The sequence below is a fragment of the Streptomyces sp. NPDC028928 genome, assembly GCF_055564915.1.
On sequence record NZ_JBVHVI010000006.1, the window covers coordinates 62,566 to 81,225 of the forward strand.

Genomic DNA, 18,660 nt, shown 5'->3' on the forward strand with positions numbered 1-18,660 from the left:
GAAACTTTCCTGTCAGGCACCGGCTGTGTCAACGGGGCGCGTGACGTTCCGAAAAACCTGACGGACCATCAGAAAGGGTCTTCCGTCGTCCGGCCGGCTGCGGCATCCTGCGCCCATGCAGACGGAGCTGAGCAGGAAACTGGGAATCGAGCACGCCGTCTTCGGCTTCACACCGTTCCCCGCCGTCGCCGCGGCCATCAGCCGGGCCGGCGGCTTCGGCGTGCTCGGCGCGGTCCGTTACACCGCCCCCGACGACCTCAAGCGGGACCTCGACTGGCTCGACGCACACGCCGGCGGACGGCCCTACGGGCTGGACGTGGTGATGCCCGCGAAGAAAGTGGAAGGCGTCACCGAGGCCGACGTCGAGGCGATGATCCCGCAGGAGCACCGGCGGTTCGTCCAGGACACGCTCGCCGCGCACGGGGTCCCGGAACTGGCCGAGGGGGAGGCGTCCGGGTGGCGCATCACCGGCTGGATGGAGCAGGTCGCGCGCAGCCAGCTCGACGTCGCCTTCGACTACCCGATCAGGCTGGTCGCGAGCGCCCTCGGCTCCCCGCCCGCCGACGTCGTCGCCCGCGCCCACGACCGGGACGTCCTGGTCGCCGCGCTCGCCGGCAGCGCCCGGCACGCCCTGAAGCACCAGCAGGCGGGCATCGACATCGTCGTGGCCCAGGGCTACGAGGCCGGCGGCCACACCGGGGAGATCGCCACCATGGTGCTCACCCCCGAGATCGTGGAGGCCGTCGACCCGCTGCCCGTCCTGGCCGCGGGCGGCATCGGCAGCGGCCCGCAGGTGGCGGCCGCGCTCACCCTCGGCGCCCAAGGTGTATGGCTGGGCTCCATATGGCTGACCACCACGGAAGCGGAGCTGCACTCGCCCGCCCTGACCCGCAAGCTGCTCGCCGCCGGGTCCGGGGACACCGTCCGGTCCCGCGCCCTGACCGGGAAACCCGCCCGCCAGCTCCGTACCGCCTGGACCGACGCCTGGGACGACCCGGCCGGCCCCGGCACGCTGCCCATGCCGCTGCAGGGCCTGCTGGTCGCCGAGGCGGTCTCCCGCATCCAGAAGTACGAGGTCGAGCCGCTGCTCGGCACCCCCGTCGGCCAGATCGTCGGCCGGATGACCGCCGAACGCGGCGTCCAGGCCGTCTTCGACGACCTCACCCGCGGCTTCGAACAGGCCGTAGACCGCATCAACCGCATCGCCGGAAGGAGCGGCCAGTCGTGAGCGCGCCCCACAGCACACCCCCCGCCGGTTTCTGGGCCCAGGCCGCCCGGGACCCCGGCCGTACGGTCCTGATCGCGCCGGACGGCACGGAGTGGACGGCCGGCCGGCTGCACGGCACCGCCAACCGCCTCGTCCACGGTCTGCGCGCCGCCGGGCTGCGCCGCGGGGACGCCTTCGCGGTCGTCCTGCCCAACGGCCCCGAGTTCCTCGCCGCGTACCTCGCCGCCAGCCAGGCCGGTCTCTACCTCGTCCCCGTCAACCACCACTTCGTGGGCCCGGAGATCGCCTGGATCGTCGCCGACTCCGGCGCCAAGGTGCTCATCGCCCATGAGCGGTTCGCCGTCCCGGCCCGCGAGGCCGCCGACGAGGCCGGGCTGCCGGCGAGCCACCGGTACGCCGTCGGCCCGGTCGAGGGCTTCCGGCCGTACGCCGAACTCCTCGAAGGGCAGCCCGAGTCGGCGCCCGGCGACCGGGAGCTGGGCTGGGTCATGAACTACACCTCGGGCACGACCGGCCGCCCGCGCGGCATCCGCCGGCCGCTGCCCGGCAAGCGCCCCGAGGAGGCCTACCTCGGCGGTTTCCTCGGCATCTTCGGGATCAAGCCGTACGACGACAACGTGCACCTCGTCTGCTCACCGCTGTACCACACCGCCGTCCTCCAGTTCGCCGGCGCGTCCCTGCACATCGGCCACCGCCTGGTGCTGATGGACAAGTGGACGCCCGAGGAGATGCTTCGTGTCATCGACACCTACAGGTGCACCCACACCCATATGGTCCCGACCCAGTTCCACCGGCTGCTGGCGCTGCCGGACGAGGTCAAGGCCCGCTACGACGTCTCCTCCATGCGGCACGCCATCCACGGGGCCGCGCCCTGCCCCGACCACGTGAAACGCGCGATGATCGACTGGTGGGGCCACTGTGTGGAGGAGTACTACGCCGCCAGCGAGGGCGGCGGTGCCTTCGCCACCGCCGAGGACTGGCTGAAGAAGCCCGGTACCGTCGGCAAGGCCTGGCCCATCAGCGAACTGGCGATCTTCGACGAGGACGGCACACGGCTGCCGCCCGGCGAACTCGGCACCGTCTACCTGAAGATGAACACCGGAGGCTTCTCCTACCACAAGGACGAGGACAAGACGCGGAAGAACCGCATCGGCGACTTCTTCACCGTCGGCGACCTCGGCTACCTGGACGAGGACGGCTACCTCTTCCTCCGGGACCGCAAGATCGACATGATCATCTCCGGCGGGGTCAACATCTACCCGGCCGAGATCGAGTCCGCTCTGCTGGCGCATCCCGCCGTCGCCGACGCAGCCGTCTTCGGCATCCCGCACGACGACTGGGGCGAGGAGGTCAAGGCCGTGGTCGAACCCGCCCCCGGCCACGAGCCCGGCCCCGGGCTGGCCGCCGCGCTCCTCGACCACTGCGCCGGGCGGCTCGCCGGCTACAAGCGGCCCAGGAGCGTCGACTTCATCACCGAGATGCCCCGCGACCCCAACGGCAAGCTCTACAAGCGGCGGCTGCGGGACCCGTACTGGGAGGGACGCACACGCCCCGTATGAGACCGGTGTGGTCCCGCCCCATGGGGGACGGGACCACAGACGGGAGCAAGGATCAGTGTGCGCGCACGTGGACGACCTTGAGCGCGGGGGAGGACAGGATGTCCTTCTCGCAGAAGCGCGGTGTCACCCACTTCTCCTGGGAGAACAGCCCGGTCTGGTCGCTGTAGTGAGGCGAGCCGGGGTGGGAGGACTGGGAGTACGTCAGGAGCGTGCGGGCCACCGGGCAGAGGCTGCCGTTCCAGCCCACCGCCTGGATGTGGCTGGAGCCGAACGCCACATCGGTGTAGCCGCCGTGCGCCGGATCCCACACCGGCTCGATCTTGTTCCACACGCCCAGGGCCTCCGTACCGCCCGGAACGGGCATCCGCCGGCCCTGCCGCACGAGGAACTGGTGTGCGCCGAGCGGGGAGTCCAGCGGGATGCCGGCCGCCCTCAGCTCGGTCACCGCGTCCGCGAGGGCCGTGGCGAAGCCCGGGGCGTCCGTGTCGAGCGTGTTCGGGGTGTGGACCGGGTCGGCCGCCGAGAACGGCACCTTCCACCGCTGGGCGTTCGGTACCAGCGCACCGAACCGCCGCCAGAAGCGGTCGAAGAGCAGCGCTCCCCGGCTGCCGGTATCGACGGTGCGGTCCCAGGCCGCGAGCACCGGGCACGCCCCGGAGACGTCGACCTCCTTGCCGTCCTTGTCCCTGGCGACGCCGCCGGGCAGCGCGGCGCAGGCCCGAGCCGCGTCCCCGGCCGCCAGGGCGCCCACGGTCACCCGGTTCGCGAACTGCTGCTTCTGCAGGTCCCGCACGGTCAGCCCGCCCCGCCCGGCCATCGCCGCCACGGCGTCGATCGCGCCCCGGGTGCGCGGTGAGCGCGCGGTGCCGACGGTGCCGAAGATCCGCTCGTATCCGGTGAGCGGCCGGTCGGCGTTGGCCAGCCAGGCGCTGTCGTTGGAGTTCTCCGCGTACGGGGCGTCCTTCAGCGTCGGCATGCGGGCGGGCCCGAATGTGCCGGGCTGCACGGCGTCGGCGTCGCGGCCGAGGGCGCAGGCGCCGCGGGAGCCGTCGAGGACCGCGAGGCCCGCCGCGGGGTAGGTGGCCCTGCCGAGGTCCGTGGAGCAGCGCCCCGCCAGGTCGTCGGTGATCCGGGGCAGCACCTGCGACTGGGTGAACAGCGAGTGCCCGGAGGAGTCCGCGGCGACGGTGTTCACCCAGGGCAGCCCCTGGTGCCGGGTGAGGGACGCCAGGACGTCCGCCGTGTTCCGTGCCGTACCGAAGCCGAGGGAGGTGTCGGCGAACCGCATGTTCGCGGCGTTGGGGTCGTTCAGCGCGAACGCGGTCGTCGCGGTCCAGGGCAGCGGGAGGTCGCCGTCGGCGGAGGCGACGACCGGGCCGTAGCGGGTCCACCACTGGGCGCGGGTCACCGGTGGGCCGTCCTTGACCGGGACGGTCACGGTCCGCCGCCTCATCCGTTCCGGCCGGCCGTCGACCAGGTAGACGGTGGGGTCGGCCGGATCCAGGGTGAGCTGGGTGAGGTTGAAGGGGACTCCGGTGGAGACCGTGTGGCTCCACGCCACCCGGGAGTTGTAGCCGATCGACACGGTCGGCGAGCCGAGCAGCGAGGCGCCGGCGACGTCGAGTTCGCCCGGGATGGTCTGCTGCACCTGCCAGAACCGGCGCCCGCCCTGCCAGGGGTAGTGCGGGTTGCCCAGCAGCAGGCCGCGGCCGTTCGCGGTGGCGCCGCCGGCGAAGGCGACCGCGTTCGACCCCATGTCCGCTTTCTCGGCCCGCTCCCGCATGGCCCGTATCAGAGCCTGGGCGTCCGGCGCGGTGCCGGTTCCGGTTCCGGTGCCCCGGACCGGGGCGGTGGGCGGCCGGGCCGCGGTGATGTCGTCCACGGCGCCGCCCTGCCCGCCGATCACGGCGAGGGCGTAGAAGCGGGAGGCCACATCCAGGGTGGTGACCGGGCGCACCCAGGGGGCGCCCGCGCAGGCCGGGTCGGTGGTCCGGTGCTGCCGCAGCCAGGCGTCGTACCCGGCCGCGTAGCCCCGCATCAGGTCTTTGACCTGCCGGCTCGGGCCCAGCGGAGCCGGTTCGGCGAGCAGCTTCTGCACCGTACCCGCCTCCCGGACGCCCCGGAAGTACAGGTCGCTGGAGAGGTTGTCGCGGGCGGAGGACAGCGAGCCGTCGGTCGCCGCTGTCGCCCCGAAGAAGCGCGAGCGTTCGCCGCGCACGGTCACGAAGCCGTCGGCGAGGACGCACAGCTGGTCGGCGGCCTGCGCCCAGCCGGTGCCGAAGCCGAGGTCCGCGTAACTCTTGGCGCGTATGTGGGGGATGCCGTACTCGGTGTAGCGGATGACGGCGGACAGACCGCCGTGTGCGGGGTGTTCCTGGCGACTCGGTCGCTCGGCCGCGGCGGCCGGCAAGGCGGCCGAGGCGGTGAGCAGGGCGACGGCCGCGACGGCCAGTCGTCTGACGCGGTGACGCACGTCGTGCCTCCCAACATCATCGAGGGAAGGAGCGGTTGAGCGTACCAACCGGTATGTGTCCTCGGCTCCCGGGTGCTTGACCTGCCCCGGCGGGGGACCGAGGATCATGAGTCATGACGCAGGGACAGGGCAGCACGGTTGACGGGGTGCTGCGGCGCAGCGCCCGGCGCACCCCGGCGCGGATCGCGGTCGAGTACGGCGACCGGGCCTGGACGTACGAGGAACTGGACGCGGCCGTCTCCCGCGCGGCGAGCGTCCTGCTCGCCCAGGGACTCGCCGCCGGCGACCGGGTCGGCTCCTACGGCCACAACTCCGACGCGTATCTGATCGGCTTCCTGGCCTGCGCCCGCGCCGGCCTCGTGCACGTGCCGGTCAACCAGAACCTGACCGGCGACGACCTCGCGTACATCGTGGGCCAGTCCGGCAGCTCCCTGGTCCTCGCCGACCCCGGTCTCGTGGACCGGCTCCCCGCCGGCGTCCGCACGCTGCCCCTGCGCGACGCCGAGGACTCGCTCCTGGCCCGGCTCGCGACGGCGCCCCCGTACGACGGCCCCGAGCCGCGCACCGAGGACCTGGTGCAGCTGCTCTACACCTCCGGGACGACCGCGCTCCCCAAGGGCGCGATGATGACGCACCGCTCCCTGGTCCACGAGTACCTGAGCGCGATCACCGCCCTCGACCTCAGCGCCGGCGACCGCCCCGCGCACTCCCTGCCGCTGTACCACTCCGCGCAGATGCACGTCTTCCTGCTGCCCTACCTCGCGGTCGGCGCCACCAACCTGATCCTGGACGGGCCCGACGGGGACCGGCTGTTCGACCTGATCGAGGCGGGACGCGTGGACAGCCTCTTCGCCCCGCCGACGGTCTGGATCGGCCTGTCCCACCGCCCCGACTTCACGACCCGGGACCTGTCCGGGCTGCGCAAGGCCTACTACGGCGCGTCGGTCATGCCGGTGCCGGTCCTGGAGCGCCTGCGCGAGCGGTTGCCGGGGCTCGGCTTCTACAACTGCTTCGGCCAGAGCGAGATCGGCCCGCTGGCCACCGTCCTGGCACCCGACGAACACGAGGGCCGGATGGACTCCTGCGGCCGTCCGGTGCTGTTCGTGGACGCCCGGGTGGTCGACGAGGACGGCAAGGACGTCCCCGCCGGCACGCCCGGCGAAATCGTCTACCGCTCACCGCAGTTGTGCGAGGGCTACTGGGACAAGCCCGAGGAGACCGCCGAGGCCTTCCGCGACGGCTGGTTCCACTCCGGGGACCTCGCGGTGCGGGACGCCGAGGGTTACTTCACCATCGTGGACCGGGTGAAGGACGTCATCAACTCCGGTGGTGTGCTGGTGGCTTCACGCCAGGTCGAGGACGCCCTGTACACCCATGAGGCGGTCGCGGAGGCCGCGGTGGTCGGCCTGCCCGACGAGCGGTGGATCGAGGCCGTCACGGCGGTCGTCGTCCCGCGCGGCGAGGTGACGGAGGACCAGCTCATCCGGCATGTGAAGGAGCGGCTCGCCCCGTTCAAGGCACCCAAACGCGTCCTGTTCGTCGGCGAGTTGCCGCGCAACGCCAGCGGCAAGATCCTCAAGCGCGAGCTGCGCGACCGCTTCAGCGGCTAGCCGGGGCCCGCCCGGGCAGCAGCGCGTCGGCGAGCAACCGCCAGTGCGGCAGCGCCGATTCACCGGGCCCGACCCCGATCACCTGGACGGCCACGTGGTCGGCACCCGCGTCGACGTGGCCCTGCAGCTTCCGTACGACGGTGTCCGGGTCGCCCCAGAACACCAGGTCGTCCACGAAGCGGTCGCTGCCGCCGCCGGAGAGGTCGTCGTCCGTGTAGCCGAGCCGGTGGAACTTCGCGAGGTTGTACGGCGTCGCGAGGTAGCCGCGCAGATGCTCGCGCGCGAGGGCGCGGGCGCGGACCGGGTCGGACTCGAACAGCACGGCGTGCTCCACGGCCAGGAAGGCGTCCGGGCCGAGGATCTCCCGCGCCTCGGCGGTGTGGGCCGTGCTCACGTGGTAGGTGTGGGCGCCCTCGGCGCGGTCACGGGCCAGCTCCAGCATCTTCGGCCCGTACGCGGCCAGCAGCCGCCGGACCGGGGTCTCCGGGTCGGGGTTGGGAGTCTCCAGGGTGTCCAGCTCGTCCAGGTAGGCCGACATGGCGGCCAGCGGCTTCACGCCCGGCCGGGGGTCGCCGCCGAAGCCGAGGCCGAGCACGTGCCGGCCCGGGTAGGCGTCCGCGAGCAGCGTGGCGGCACCCTTCGTCCAGCGGGCCTCGCGGGACCAGATCCGGGCGATGCCGTTGACGACGCTCAGCCGCCGGGTCGCGGCGAGCAGCAGCCCGGCGTGCGTGAACGCGTCCCGGCCGAGCGCCTCCGGAATCCACAGCGCCCGCCAGCCCAGGCCCTCCAGCCGCTGGACGGAGTCCCGGACCCGGGCGGCCGGCTGGTGCTCGAAGTCGAAGGTGTAGATCCCGTACGTGCCGAGGTCCATCGGTGTGCTCCCTTGTTTCGTCGATTCGGAATATCGCAGATTATCGATGTGAGGCGCAAGTGGGGACGCCCGCACCGGCTGGGCCGTTCGGGTGACGCAAGATCGATTCGGCGGCGGCCGGGCCGCACCGGACGGCCCGGCCTCGGGAAGGATGACGCCCGCACGTTGTCGCTCCTTGTGAAGGGACACCCGTTCCATGCGTCTTCGTACCGCCGCGGTCGCCGCCTTCGGCGCCCTCGCCCTGGTCCTGACCGTCCCCGCCTCCGCCTCCGCCGCGGAGGGAGAGTTCCAGTACACCTACACCGGCCTGGACGGCGCGCCGCGGATCGGGCTGCTGGAGGATCCGGAGAACGGGGAGTGCGTCACCCTTCCGGAGGTGGCCGACCCGGGCGCCGCCTCACCGGCCCACTCGCCGCGCAACCGCACGGACGCGCCCGCCGTCGTCTTCACGGAGCCGGACTGCGCGGGCGACTCGTTCACACTGCGCCCGCACACCGGCTACGGCAGCGAACGGCTCAAGCTGCGCTCCGTCCTGTTCCTCTGACGGGGGCCTGCTAGAGCGTCTGCCCCAGCTCCGTGACGAGGTCGGCGATGCGCTGCTCGTCCCGCTTGTAGTGGGTCCACTTGCCCACCCGGGTCGCGCGGACCAGACCCGCGCGCTGGAGTTCCGCCATGTAGGCCGACACCGTCGACTGTGCCAGCCCGGCCTTGGCCTGGATGTGGCTCACGCACACACCCACCTCGGCCGGGTCGGCGATGGCCGCCTCCATCGGGAAGTGCCGCTCCGGCTCGCGCAGCCAGCGCAGCATCTGCAGCCGCATCGGGTTGGACAGCGCCCGCAGCGCGTTGACCAGGTCCGGGTCCGGGGTGGGGGCGGTGTCCGTCATGGTTGCGGAGTATAGGCGCCGCCGACGTTTCGAGGTACGTCGATACGACCTGCCCGTCCGGGCCGACGCCGCGCGTCTCTCAGCCCGCCTCGCGCGGTCGCAGGTCCACGATGCGGCGGATCTTGCCCACCGACCGTTCCAGCGACTCCGGCTCCACGATCTCCACATCGACCGACACGCCGATGCCGTCCTTGACCGCGGCGACGATGGTCCGGGCCGCCGCCTCCCGCACCTCGGCCGGCGCGTCCGGGCGGGCCTCGGCCCGGACGGTCAGCGCGTCCAGCCGGCCCTCCCGGGTGAGGCGCAACTGGAAGTGCGGCGCCACACCGGGCGTGCGCAGCACGATCTCCTCGATCTGGGTCGGGAACAGGTTGACCCCGCGCAGGATCACCATGTCGTCACTGCGCCCGGTGATCTTCTCCATCCTCCGGAACACCCGGGCCGTGCCGGGCAGCAGCCGCGTCAGATCGCGCGTCCGGTACCGGACGACCGGCATGGCCTCCTTGGTCAGCGAGGTGAACACCAGCTCTCCCCGCTCGCCCTCCGGCAGCACCTCACCGGTGATCGGATCCACGACCTCCGGGTAGAAGTGGTCCTCCCACACATGGAGACCGTCCTTGGTCTCCACGCACTCCTGGGCCACACCCGGACCGATCACCTCGGACAGTCCGTAGATGTCGACGGCGTCGATCGCGAACCGCTCCTCGATCTCCCGCCGCATCTGCTCGGTCCAGGGCTCGGCCCCGAAGACGCCCACCCGAAGCGAGGTTCCGCGCGGGTCCACGCCCTGCCGCTCGAACTCGTCCAGCAGCGTGAGCATGTAGGAGGGGGTCACCATGATGACCGACGGCCGCAGGTCCTGGATCAGCTGCACCTGCCGGGCCGTCATGCCGCCGGACGCGGGGACGACCGTACAGCCGAGGCGCTCGGCGCCGTAGTGGGCACCCAGACCACCGGTGAACAGCCCATAGCCGTACGCCACATGGACGACGTCCCCCGGCCGGCCGCCGGCCGCCCTGATCGACCGCGCCACCATGTCGGCCCACATGGAAAGGTCGTTGTCGGTGTAGCCGACCACCGTGGGGCGGCCCGTGGTGCCGCTGGAGGCGTGCAGCCGGCGGATCCGCTCCCGGGGCACGGCGAACATGCCGTACGGATAGTTCTCCCGGAGGTCGGCCTTGGTGGTGAAGGGGAACCGGGCCAGGTCGGCGAGCGAACGGCAGTCCTCCGGGCGGACGCCGGCCTTGTCGAAGGACTCCCGGTAGAACGGCACGTTCTCGTACGCGTGCCGCAGTGTGGCGCGCAGCCGCTCCAGCTGCAGCGCCCGCAGCTCCTCGGGTCCGAGCCGTTCGCCCGCGTCGAGCAGGTCCGTCACATCCGCCATCGCGACGTCTCCCTCACCAGCAGCACCAGCCGGCCGACCGATCATTCGGTCGACCCGTTCGGGGTCAGTAATGCAGGCCACGCGGCCGGAAGCAAGAGGGCGGCGAGGATTTTCCCGGCCGTGTGATCTTCCCGCGGTGTGATCGCGCAGCGGCGTTGCGCGCCCGGGGCGTCCACCCCGATGATCACGGCATGCCGGCCTTCGCCACGACCGACGGCACCCGGCTCGCCTACCACCTGCGGGGTGAGGGCGAGCGCTCGCCGTGCTGCCCGGGGGCCCCATGCGCGCCTCCGCCTACCTCGGGGACCTCGGCGGGCTGACCGCCCACCGCCGGCTGGCCCTGCTCGACCTGCGGGGCACCGGCGACTCGGAGGCGCCGGCGGACCCGGCGACGTACCGCTGCGACCGGATGGTCGAGGACGTGGAGATATGGCGGGCCCACATGGGCCTGGAACACATGGATCTGCTCGCCCACTCGGCGGGTGCCGCACTGGCGATGCTCTACGCGGCCCGCCACCCGCACCGGATACGGCGGCTGCTGCTGATCACCCCGAACCCGTCCGCCCTCGGCATGCGGGCCACGCCCGAGGACCGGCTGGCCGCGGCCCGGCTGCGCGCGGACGAGCCGTGGTTCGCAGCGGCGTTCCCCGCCTTCCGGGCCTGGCTCACGGGGCAGGCGGAGTTCGACGACGTGTTCCTGCCGTTCTTCCACGGCCGCTGGGACGACACCGCCCGCGCCCACGCGGACGCCGAGCCGGCACAGACCAACGAGGAGGCGGGCGAGCGCTACTTCGCCGACGGCGCCTTCACCCCGGACGCGACCCGGACCGCCCTCGCCGCCCTGACCGCGCCGGTCCTCGTGTACGCCGGCGAAGTCGACGGCGGTCCGTGCCCCGCCCTCGCCCGCCGCACCGCGCAGGCCTTCCCGAACGCCGAGTGCGCCGTCCAGCCCGGCGCCGCCCACTACCCCTGGCTGGACGATCCCGAGCGCTTCGTGCGCCGGACGCTCGCCTTCCTCGACCGGTGACGGGCCTCAGCGCGGCAGCGGGCCGTACGCCCCGAGGAACCGGTCCCGGAACGCGTCCATCGCCCAGACGGGGGCGTCCGCGGCCGGCTTGAGCCCCTCCGTCCAGCCCCAGCCGGAGATCCGCTCCAGCACCTTCGGGTCGCGGGCGACGAGCGTCACCGGCACGTCCTTGCGGGGGTCGCCCCCGGTGACCGCCGGGACGGGCTGGTGGTCGCCGAGGAAGACCAGGACGGTGCGCTCGTCGCCGTACCGCTGGAGGAAGCCGATGACGCTGCGCAGCGAGTACGCGATCGCCTCCCGGTACCCGGCACGCACGCTCTCCGGGCCCTTCCGGACCCCCTCGGCCTGCTCGCCGTCCTTCCTCATACGGCGGAAGACCGAGCCGTCGCCCAGGCTCCGCCAGTCGGTCATGCGGGGCACCGGCGCCCACGGATGGTGGCTGGAGGTCAGGATGATCTCCGCCATCAGCGGGCCCCGGCCCCGCCGCCCGAACTCCAGCCGCCGGAAGGCCTCCAGGGTGAACTGGTCCGGCACCTGCGACCAGCCGAAGGCCGGGCCGTGGTAGCCGAGGCGGGCGCGGTCGTGGACGTGGTCCAGGCCGAAGAAGGTGCCCTCCGGCCAGGCCCGCCCCACCCCCGGCATGATGCCGGCCGTCCGCCAGGCGCCGGCCGTCCGGAAGGCGCCGGTGAGGGTGCTCCGGTCGCTGGAGGTGAGGGTGCGGAACCGCTGCTGGTTGCTGATCCACAGCCCGGACAGGAAGGTCGCGTGGGCCAGCCAGCTGCCGCCGCCCGTCACCGGCGAGCGCAGCCAGCCGCTGCGCGCCCCGAACCCGGCCGCCCGCAGGGCCGCGGTGCCCTCCCGCAGGACCGCGCCGATCCGCGGGGCCGTCGCCGGATCCTCGACCGCCGAACGGCCGTAGCTCTCGATGAAGGTGAACAGCACGTCCTTGCCGCGCAGCCCCGTCAGCAGCCGGCCGGGCGGGGTGTGCGCGAAGGCGTCGTGGGCGGCCTCGCGCCGGAAGACCCGCGCGTCCGCGAGGGAGGTACGGACCTGCCGGACGCGCTCGCCGACGAGGTCCGCGTCGATCGTGGCCGCGACCGGTACCCCGTCGGTGCGCAGCCCGAAGGTGACACAGGTGATCCACGCGAGGGCCAGCGCCAGGGTGACGCGGGCCGCGCGCCGCCGGTGACGGGTCATCACGGTCGTCAGCCGGACCGACGCCAGGGTGGTCAGGGTGAGGACGGCGAGCACGAGGACGACGGCCCCGGCGGCGGCCAGCAGTTCACCGGTCCGGCCGGAGGTCTCCCGCAGATAGTCCGCCGCGTTGCCCAGCAGCCCCCAGTCCAGCACCGGGTCGAACGGGCGCAGCAGCACCTCGTGGAAGCCCAGGTCGAGGCCCTTGAGCAGGGCGAGCAGCCCGGTCAGCAGGCCGCCGGCGGCGGCGCACAGGGGCCGCGCCCGGGCCGGCAGCGCGAGCAGCAGGGCGGCGAGCGCGATGCCCTCGGCCGGCAGGCGCAGGAACGCGCCCGGGGTGAGGCTGTCCAGCCGGTTCGGCAGCAGCAGCGCGCCGAGCAGGAGAGCGGCGGCGAGAACGGTCGCGCAGGCGGCCGCACAGCGGGCGAGACGGACGTTCCGGCGGCCGGGCCGGGCGCCGTCCGGCAGGTGACCAGGCGTGAGGTGGGACACCGGAGGTCCTTCCGTGCGGTCCGTCGGCCGTCACCGTGTGTCAGTGAACGGCGCGGTCGTGCGCACAGAGTAATCACCGTTGGCGGTGTCGACCGCCAGGGACACCACCGGGCTACGGCTGCTCCGCCGCCACCGCCACCTCGCGCGCCCACCGGTAGTCGGCCTTGCCGCTCGGCGACCGCTGGACGGCGTCCGTGATCACCAGCTGGCGGGGGACCTTGTACCCGGCCAGGCGGGTACGGCAGTGGCTCTGGATGTCGGCGAGCGAGGGGCTCGGCGCTCCCGGGCGCAGCTGCACCACGGCCGCCACATGGCTGCCCCACCTGCGGTCCGGCACACCGGCGACCAGTGCGTCGTACACATCCGGATGCGCCTTGAGCGCCTGCTCGACCTCCTCCGGGTACACCTTCTCGCCGCCCGTGTTGATGCACTGCGAGCCCCGGCCCAGGACGGTGACCACGCCGTCGGCGTCGACCGTCGCCATGTCGCCGAGCAGCACCCAGCGCTGCCCGTCCTTCTCGAAGAACGTCCCGGCTGTGGCCCCCGAGTCGTTGTAGTAGCCGAGGGGGACATGGCCGCACTGCGCGACCCGGCCCACCTCGCCGGGGGCCACCGGCTCGTGCGTCGCCGGGTCCACCACGCGGGTCCGGGAGTTCACCCGGATGCGGAAGCCGCGCTCGGGCCCCGCGTCCTCGGTCGCGGTGCCGTTGAAGCCGGACTCGGAGGAGCCGAAGTTGTTCAGCAGCACCGCGTTCGGGAGCAGCTCGCGGAACTGCCGGCGCACCGTCTCCGACATGATCGCGCCCGACGACGAGACGCTGAACAGCGACGAGCAGTCCGTCCCCTTCAACGGACCGGCGAGCGCGTCGATCAGCGGCCGGAGCATCGCGTCCCCGACCAGCGACATGCTGGTGACCCGCTCCCGCTCGACCGTCCGCAGCACCTCCTCCGGCACGAACTTGCGGTGCAGGACGACGCGTTGGCCGAAGTTGAAGCCGATGAACGCGGTGAGCGTCGACGTGCCGTGCATCAGCGGGGGAGTGGGGAAGAAAGTGATCCCGGCGCCGCCCGCGGCGACCCGCTGCGCCAGCTCCTGCGGTGCCTTCACCGGCTCCCCGGTCGGCGCCCCGCCGCCCAGCCCGGCGAAGAACAGGTCCTCCTGACGCCACATCACCCCCTTGGGCATGCCCGTCGTACCACCGGTGTAGATGATGAACAGGTCGTCCCCGGAGCGTGCGGGGAAGCCCCGCCCGGGCGCCCCGGCCGCCTCCGCCTCGGCGAACGGCACCGCCCCGGGCACCGCCTCAGCGGCCGGTGCGCCCACCCGCAGCAGATGCCGCAGTTCGGGCGCCCGCGGCAGCGCCCCCGCCACCCGGTCCTCGAACTCCGCGTCGTAGACCAGCGCGGCCAGGTCGGCGTCCCGGTAGAGGTACACCAACTCCTCTTCGACATAGCGGTAGTTGACGTTCACCGGGACGATCCTGGCCTTCAGGCAGGCCAGCACCGTCTGCAGGTACTCGACCCCGTTGTACAGGTGCAGGCCCAGGTGCTCGCCGGGGCGTATGCCGCTGTCGAGCAGGTGGTGTCCGATGCGGTTGGCGGCGGCGTCCAGCTCGGCGTAGGTCAGCCGGCGCTCCGCGCCCGTGCCGGGATGGTCGAGGTGGACGAGCGCCTCTCGGTCCGGGACCACGTCCACGACCGACTCGAACAGGTCGGCAAGGTTGTACTCCACCGCTCCTCCTGACCTCGACAGGGCCTGGCTCTCCGATGGTTCGCCGGTCATCAGAGCAAAGGGCGGCACAACTGTGAAGCCTCCGCGCGAAAGAATCTGACTGTCTGTCAGAAAACCCTTGAAGTGCCTCGACGCCTCCTGCAACCTGTTCTCGTTCTGGCAGAGGGGAGACGGGTCATGGGTGGGACGGAACACCTCACCGTGCGGCGCGAGGGCGCCACGCTGGTGCTCACGCTCAACAGGCCGGAGGCGAAGAACGCGCTCTCGTTGCCGATGCTGGTCGGTCTGTACGACGGCTGGATCGAGGCCGACGCGGACGACTCGGTCCGCTCGATCGTGTTCACGGGGGCGGGGGGTTGCTTCTGCGCGGGCATGGACCTCAAGGCGCTCGCCGGGAACGGCATGGAGGGGGAGCACTACCGCGACCGGCTCCAGGCCGATCCCGACCTGCACTGGAAGGCGATGCTCCGCCACCATCGCCCGCGCAAGCCGGTGATCGCCGCCGTCGAGGGGTACTGCGTCGCGGGGGGCACCGAGATGCTTCAGGGCACGGACATCCGGGTCGCGGGCGAGTCGGCGACATTCGGGCTCTTCGAAGTCGGACGAGGCCTGTTTCCGATCGGCGGCTCCACGGTCCGTCTGCAACGGCAGATCCCCCGCACACACGCCCTGGAGATGCTGCTCACCGGCCGCCCCTACAGCGCCCAGGAGGCCGCCGGCATCGGCCTGATCGGCCATGTCGTCCCCGACGGCACAGCCCTGGCCAAGGCCCTGGAGATCGCCGAACAGATCAACGCCTGCGGCCCGCTGGCCGTCGAGGCCGTCAAGGCGTCGGTCTACGACACCGCCGAGATGACCGAGACCGACGGCCTCGCCGCCGAACTCGAGCGCGGCTGGCCGATCTTCGACACCGCCGACGCCAAGGAAGGCGCCCGCGCCTTCGCGGAGAAACGGCCGCCCGTCTTCACACGTTCCTGACGAGGGAGTCACCGTGCCCGAAGTCCTCAAAGCCCCCCTGGTCGTCGAGTTCCCGTTCACCCGCTCCCTCGGCCCCGTCCAGAGCGCCTTCCTCACCGGACTGCGTGAACGCGTCGTCCTCGGTGTGCGCACCACCGACGGCCGCACCCTCGTCCCGCCCGTCGAGTACGACCCCGTCACCGCCGAGGAGATCCGCGAGATGGTGGAGGTCGCGCCCACGGGCACGGTCACCACCTGGGCCTGGAACCACGCCCCCCGCCGCGGGCAGCCCCTCGACACGCCCTTCGCCTGGGTCCTGGTACGGCTCGACGGCGCCGACACCGCTCTTCTGCACGCCCTCGACGCCCCCGGCCCCGGCGCCGTCCGCACCGGCATGCGCGTCCGCGTCCGCTGGGCCGCCGAGCGCACCGGCGCCATCACCGACATCGCCTGCTTCGAACCGTACGACGGACAGGCCGTCGAACCGGGCGGTCACAGCGGCGCGTTCGAGAACCCGCTCACCGGCATCGTCGCCCCCGCCCGCCTCGACTACACCTACTCGCCCGGCCGCGCCCAGTCCGCCTACATCACCGCCCTCTCCGAGCGGCGTACCGTCGGCGAACGCTGCCCGTCCTGCCGCAAGGTCTACGTCCCACCGAGGGGCGCCTGCCCCACATGTGGCGTCGCCACAGCAGAACAGGTGGAAGTAGGTCCCCGGGGCACGGTCACCACCTTCTGCATCGTCAACATCAAAGCGAAGAACCTCGACATCGAGGTGCCGTACGTCTACGCGCACATCGCCCTGGACGGCGCCGACCTGGCGCTGCACGCCCGCATCGGGGGCATCGCCTACGACCAGGTGCGCATGGGCCTGCGCGTCGAACCCGTGTGGACGGAAGGGGCCCGCTACCCCGACCACTACCGGCCCACCGGCGAACCCGACGCGGACTACGACACGTACAAGGAGCTGCTGTGACCAGCGAGGAAGCCCCCGGCCCCCGGGACATCGCCGTCGTCGCCTTCGCGCAGACCGACCACCGGCGCTCCACCCAGGAGTCCTCCGAGGTCGAGATGCTCATGCCGGTCCTGCACGACGTCCTGGCGCAGACCGGCCTGAGGACCTCCGACATCGGCTTCACCTGCTCCGGCTCCAGCGACTACCTCGCCGGCCGCGCCTTCTCCTTCACCCTCGCCCTCGACGGCGTCGGCGCCTGGCCGCCGATCTCCGAGTCGCACGTCGAGATGGACGGCGCCTGGGCGCTGTACGAGGCCTGGACCAAGCTGCTCACCGGAGACGCCGACACCGCGCTCGTCTACTCCTACGGCAAGTGCTCGCCCGGCTCCGTGCGGGATGTACTCACCCGCCAGCTCGACCCGTACTACGTCGCCCCCTTGTGGCCCGACGCCATAGCCCTCGCCGCCCTGCAGGCACAGGCCCTCATGGACGCCGGACACACCGACGAACCCGCGCTCGCCGCCGTCGCCGCCCGCAGCAGGGCCGACGCCACCGCCAACCCCCACGCCCAGCTCACCGGCCACGTACCGCAGGGCGACTACGTGGTACGGCCGCTGCGCACCGGCGACTGCCCGCCCGTCGGCGACGGCGCCGCCGCCGTGATCCTCGCGGCGGGGGAGCGGGCCCGCCGGCTGTGCGCGCGGCCCGCCTGGATCCGGGGCATCGACCACCGCATCGAGGCCCACGCCCTGGGCGTACGCGACCTCACCGACTCCCCTTCCACCCGGCTCGCCGCCGAGAAGGCGGGCGCCTTCGAACGGCCCGTCGACACCGCCGAGCTGCACGCGCCGTTCAGCGCGCAGGAGGTCGTCCTGCGCCGGGCGCTGCGCCTGGACGACAGCGTGTGCGTCAACCCCTCGGGCGGCGCCCTCGCCGCCAACCCCGTCATGGCCGCCGGACTCGTCCGCATCGGCGAGGCCGCCGCCCGCATCCACCGCGGCGCCTCCGACCGCGCCCTCGCCCACGCCACCTCCGGCCCCTGCCTGCAGCAGAACCTGGTCGCCATACTCGAAGGGGATCCGCGATGAGCAAGGAACCCGTGGCCGTCGTGGGGATCGGCCAGACCAGGCACGTCGCCGCCCGCCGGGACGTGTCGATCGCCGGCCTCGTCCGCGAGGCCGCACAACGCGCCCTGGACGACGCCGAGTCGACGTGGGCCGACATCGACGCCGTCGTCATCGGCAAGGCGCCCGACTTCTTCGAGGGCGTCATGATGCCCGAGCTGTACCTCGCCGACGCGCTCGGCGCCGTCGGCAAACCCATGCTGCGGGTGCACACCGCGGGCTCCGTCGGCGGGTCCACCGCGCTCGTCGCCGCGAACCTGGTCGCCGCCCGCGTCCACGGCACGGTCCTCACCCTCGCCTTCGAAAAACAGTCCGAGTCCAACGCCATGTGGGGCCTGTCCCTGCCCATCCCCTTCCAGCAGCCCCTGCTCGCCGGAGCCGGCGGCTTCTTCGCCCCCCATGTGCGCGCCTACATGCGACGCAGCGGCGCCCCCGACACCATCGGCGCCCTCGTCGCCTACAAGGACCGGCGCAACGCCCTGAAGAACCCCTACGCCCACCTGCACGAACACGACATCACCCTGGAAAAGGTGGTGGCGTCACCCATGTTGTGGGACCCCATTCGCTACTCGGAGACCTGTCCGTCCTCCGACGGCGCCTGCGCCATGGTCCTCACCGACCGCGCCGGAGCCGCCCGCGCCCCCCGGCCGCCCGCCTGGCTGCTCGGCGGCGCCATGCGCAGCGAACCCACCCTGTTCGCCGGCAAGGACTTCGTCTCCCCGCGGGCCGGCAAGGACTGCGCCGCCGACGTCTACCGGCAGGCCGGCATCGCCGACCCGCGCCGGGACATCGACGCCGCCGAGATCTACGTGCCGTTCTCCTGGTACGAGCCCATGTGGCTGGAGAACCTCGGCTTCGCCGAAGAGGGCGAGGGCTGGAAACTCACCGAGTCCGGCGTGACCGAACTCGACGGCGACCTGCCCGTCAACATGTCGGGCGGGGTGCTGTCCACCAACCCCATCGGCGCCTCCGGCATGATCCGCTTCGCCGAGGCCGCCCTCCAGGTGCGCGGCCAGGCCGGGGAGCACCAGCTGGACCGCGCCCGCCGGGTGCTCGGACACGCCTACGGCGGCGGCTCGCAGTTCTTCTCCATGTGGCTCGTGGGCTCCGCGCCCCCCGACTCCTGACCGCCCGGCCGGCCAGGCCCGCCCGGCCGGCCAGGCCCGT

At 72.6% G+C, this 18,660-nt stretch carries 14 protein-coding genes and 1 pseudogene; 9 read left to right on the plus strand and 6 right to left on the minus strand.

Annotated elements, in window-relative coordinates; translation table 11 throughout:
- Positions 1-115: 115 nt before the first annotated feature.
- Both ACZ4U1_RS16030 and ACZ4U1_RS16035 read left to right on the plus strand, forming a co-directional pair.
- Entirely contained in the window at positions 116-1,228 is a 1,113-nt protein-coding gene (locus ACZ4U1_RS16030; RefSeq protein ID WP_467903643.1) for an NAD(P)H-dependent flavin oxidoreductase, read from the plus strand.
- A complete protein-coding gene (locus ACZ4U1_RS16035; RefSeq protein WP_467903645.1) occupies positions 1,225-2,787 on the plus strand; it encodes an acyl-CoA synthetase in 1,563 nt (520 codons plus the stop codon). Before ACZ4U1_RS16030 ends, ACZ4U1_RS16035 begins: the two co-directional genes overlap by 4 nt.
- 52 nt (positions 2,788-2,839) lie before the next feature.
- Here ACZ4U1_RS16035 and ACZ4U1_RS16040 read toward each other — a convergent pair whose 3' ends face one another.
- A complete protein-coding gene (locus tag ACZ4U1_RS16040; protein WP_467903647.1) occupies positions 2,840-5,260 on the minus strand; it encodes a penicillin acylase family protein in 2,421 nt (806 codons plus the stop codon).
- 113 nt (positions 5,261-5,373) lie between these two features.
- On the opposite strand from ACZ4U1_RS16040, the gene ACZ4U1_RS16045 reads away from it, so the two are divergent.
- Positions 5,374-6,870: an acyl-CoA synthetase gene (locus ACZ4U1_RS16045; RefSeq protein WP_467903649.1), complete on the plus strand. Its 1,497-nt coding sequence runs from the start codon at positions 5,374-5,376 to the stop codon at positions 6,868-6,870.
- Here the strand turns inward: ACZ4U1_RS16045 and ACZ4U1_RS16050 are convergent.
- The gene (locus tag ACZ4U1_RS16050; protein WP_467903650.1) at positions 6,860-7,741 is read right to left on the minus strand and encodes a TIGR03620 family F420-dependent LLM class oxidoreductase; all 882 of its coding nucleotides are present in this window, start codon (positions 7,739-7,741) and stop codon (positions 6,860-6,862) included. The genes ACZ4U1_RS16045 and ACZ4U1_RS16050 overlap by 11 nt on opposite strands.
- A gap of 196 nt (positions 7,742-7,937) precedes the next feature.
- Here ACZ4U1_RS16050 and ACZ4U1_RS16055 point away from each other — a divergent pair, with 196 nt between their 5' ends.
- Positions 7,938-8,285: a hypothetical protein gene (locus ACZ4U1_RS16055; RefSeq protein WP_467903651.1), complete on the plus strand. Its 348-nt coding sequence runs from the start codon at positions 7,938-7,940 to the stop codon at positions 8,283-8,285.
- Positions 8,286-8,295: 10 nt separating this feature from the next.
- Here ACZ4U1_RS16055 and ACZ4U1_RS16060 read toward each other — a convergent pair whose 3' ends face one another.
- Complete coding sequence (locus tag ACZ4U1_RS16060; protein ID WP_467903652.1) at positions 8,296-8,628, minus strand: ArsR/SmtB family transcription factor; 333 nt, start codon at positions 8,626-8,628, stop codon at positions 8,296-8,298.
- Positions 8,629-8,707: 79 nt separating this feature from the next.
- Positions 8,708-10,012 carry a phenylacetate--CoA ligase PaaK gene (gene paaK, locus ACZ4U1_RS16065; RefSeq protein WP_467903654.1) on the minus strand — a complete coding sequence of 435 codons (1,305 nt, stop codon included), beginning with the start codon at positions 10,010-10,012 and terminating at the stop codon, positions 8,708-8,710.
- A gap of 191 nt (positions 10,013-10,203) precedes the next feature.
- Here paaK and ACZ4U1_RS16070 point away from each other — a divergent pair.
- Positions 10,204-11,039: pseudogene (locus tag ACZ4U1_RS16070) on the plus strand (alpha/beta fold hydrolase).
- 6 nt (positions 11,040-11,045) lie between these two features.
- Here ACZ4U1_RS16070 and ACZ4U1_RS16075 read toward each other — a convergent pair.
- Together ACZ4U1_RS16075 and ACZ4U1_RS16080 are read right to left on the minus strand one after the other, a co-directional pair.
- Entirely contained in the window at positions 11,046-12,725 is a 1,680-nt protein-coding gene (locus tag ACZ4U1_RS16075) for an alkaline phosphatase family protein (RefSeq protein ID WP_467903655.1), read from the minus strand.
- A 112-nt stretch (positions 12,726-12,837) separates the two neighbouring features.
- Entirely contained in the window at positions 12,838-14,457 is a 1,620-nt protein-coding gene (locus ACZ4U1_RS16080; RefSeq protein WP_467903656.1) for an acyl-CoA synthetase, read from the minus strand.
- Positions 14,458-14,634: 177 nt separating this feature from the next.
- Here ACZ4U1_RS16080 and ACZ4U1_RS16085 point away from each other — a divergent pair, with 177 nt between their 5' ends.
- Genes ACZ4U1_RS16085 through ACZ4U1_RS16100 form a run of 4 tightly spaced genes read left to right on the plus strand, consistent with a single transcriptional unit; the run spans position 14,635 to position 18,620 of the window.
- Complete coding sequence (locus ACZ4U1_RS16085; RefSeq protein WP_467903657.1) at positions 14,635-15,435, plus strand: crotonase/enoyl-CoA hydratase family protein; 801 nt, start codon at positions 14,635-14,637, stop codon at positions 15,433-15,435.
- A 13-nt stretch (positions 15,436-15,448) separates the two neighbouring features.
- Entirely contained in the window at positions 15,449-16,390 is a 942-nt protein-coding gene (locus ACZ4U1_RS16090; RefSeq protein WP_467903658.1) for a Zn-ribbon domain-containing OB-fold protein, read from the plus strand.
- The gene (locus tag ACZ4U1_RS16095; RefSeq protein WP_467903659.1) at positions 16,387-17,457 is read left to right on the plus strand and encodes a thiolase domain-containing protein; all 1,071 of its coding nucleotides are present in this window, start codon (positions 16,387-16,389) and stop codon (positions 17,455-17,457) included. Before ACZ4U1_RS16090 ends, ACZ4U1_RS16095 begins: the two co-directional genes overlap by 4 nt.
- Positions 17,454-18,620: a thiolase domain-containing protein gene (locus tag ACZ4U1_RS16100; RefSeq protein ID WP_467903661.1), complete on the plus strand. Its 1,167-nt coding sequence runs from the start codon at positions 17,454-17,456 to the stop codon at positions 18,618-18,620. Before ACZ4U1_RS16095 ends, ACZ4U1_RS16100 begins: the two co-directional genes overlap by 4 nt.
- The last annotated feature ends 40 nt before the right edge of the window (positions 18,621-18,660 follow it).

What these genes read in the sequence shown, in the direction of transcription:
- ACZ4U1_RS16030 (WP_467903643.1), top strand. Translation starts at nt 116, where the DNA reads ATGCAGACGGAGCTGAGCAGGAAACTGGGAATCGAGCACGCCGTCTTC.
- ACZ4U1_RS16045 (WP_467903649.1), top strand. Translation starts at nt 5,374, where the DNA reads ATGACGCAGGGACAGGGCAGCACGGTTGACGGGGTGCTGCGGCGCAGC.
- ACZ4U1_RS16050 (WP_467903650.1), bottom strand. Translation starts at nt 7,741, where the DNA reads ATGGACCTCGGCACGTACGGGATCTACACCTTCGACTTCGAGCACCAG.
- ACZ4U1_RS16055 (WP_467903651.1), top strand. Translation starts at nt 7,938, where the DNA reads ATGCGTCTTCGTACCGCCGCGGTCGCCGCCTTCGGCGCCCTCGCCCTG.
- ACZ4U1_RS16060 (WP_467903652.1), bottom strand. Translation starts at nt 8,628, where the DNA reads ATGACGGACACCGCCCCCACCCCGGACCCGGACCTGGTCAACGCGCTG.
- paaK (WP_467903654.1), bottom strand. Translation starts at nt 10,012, where the DNA reads ATGGCGGATGTGACGGACCTGCTCGACGCGGGCGAACGGCTCGGACCC.
- ACZ4U1_RS16085 (WP_467903657.1), top strand. Translation starts at nt 14,635, where the DNA reads ATGGGTGGGACGGAACACCTCACCGTGCGGCGCGAGGGCGCCACGCTG.
- ACZ4U1_RS16100 (WP_467903661.1), top strand. Translation starts at nt 17,454, where the DNA reads ATGAGCAAGGAACCCGTGGCCGTCGTGGGGATCGGCCAGACCAGGCAC.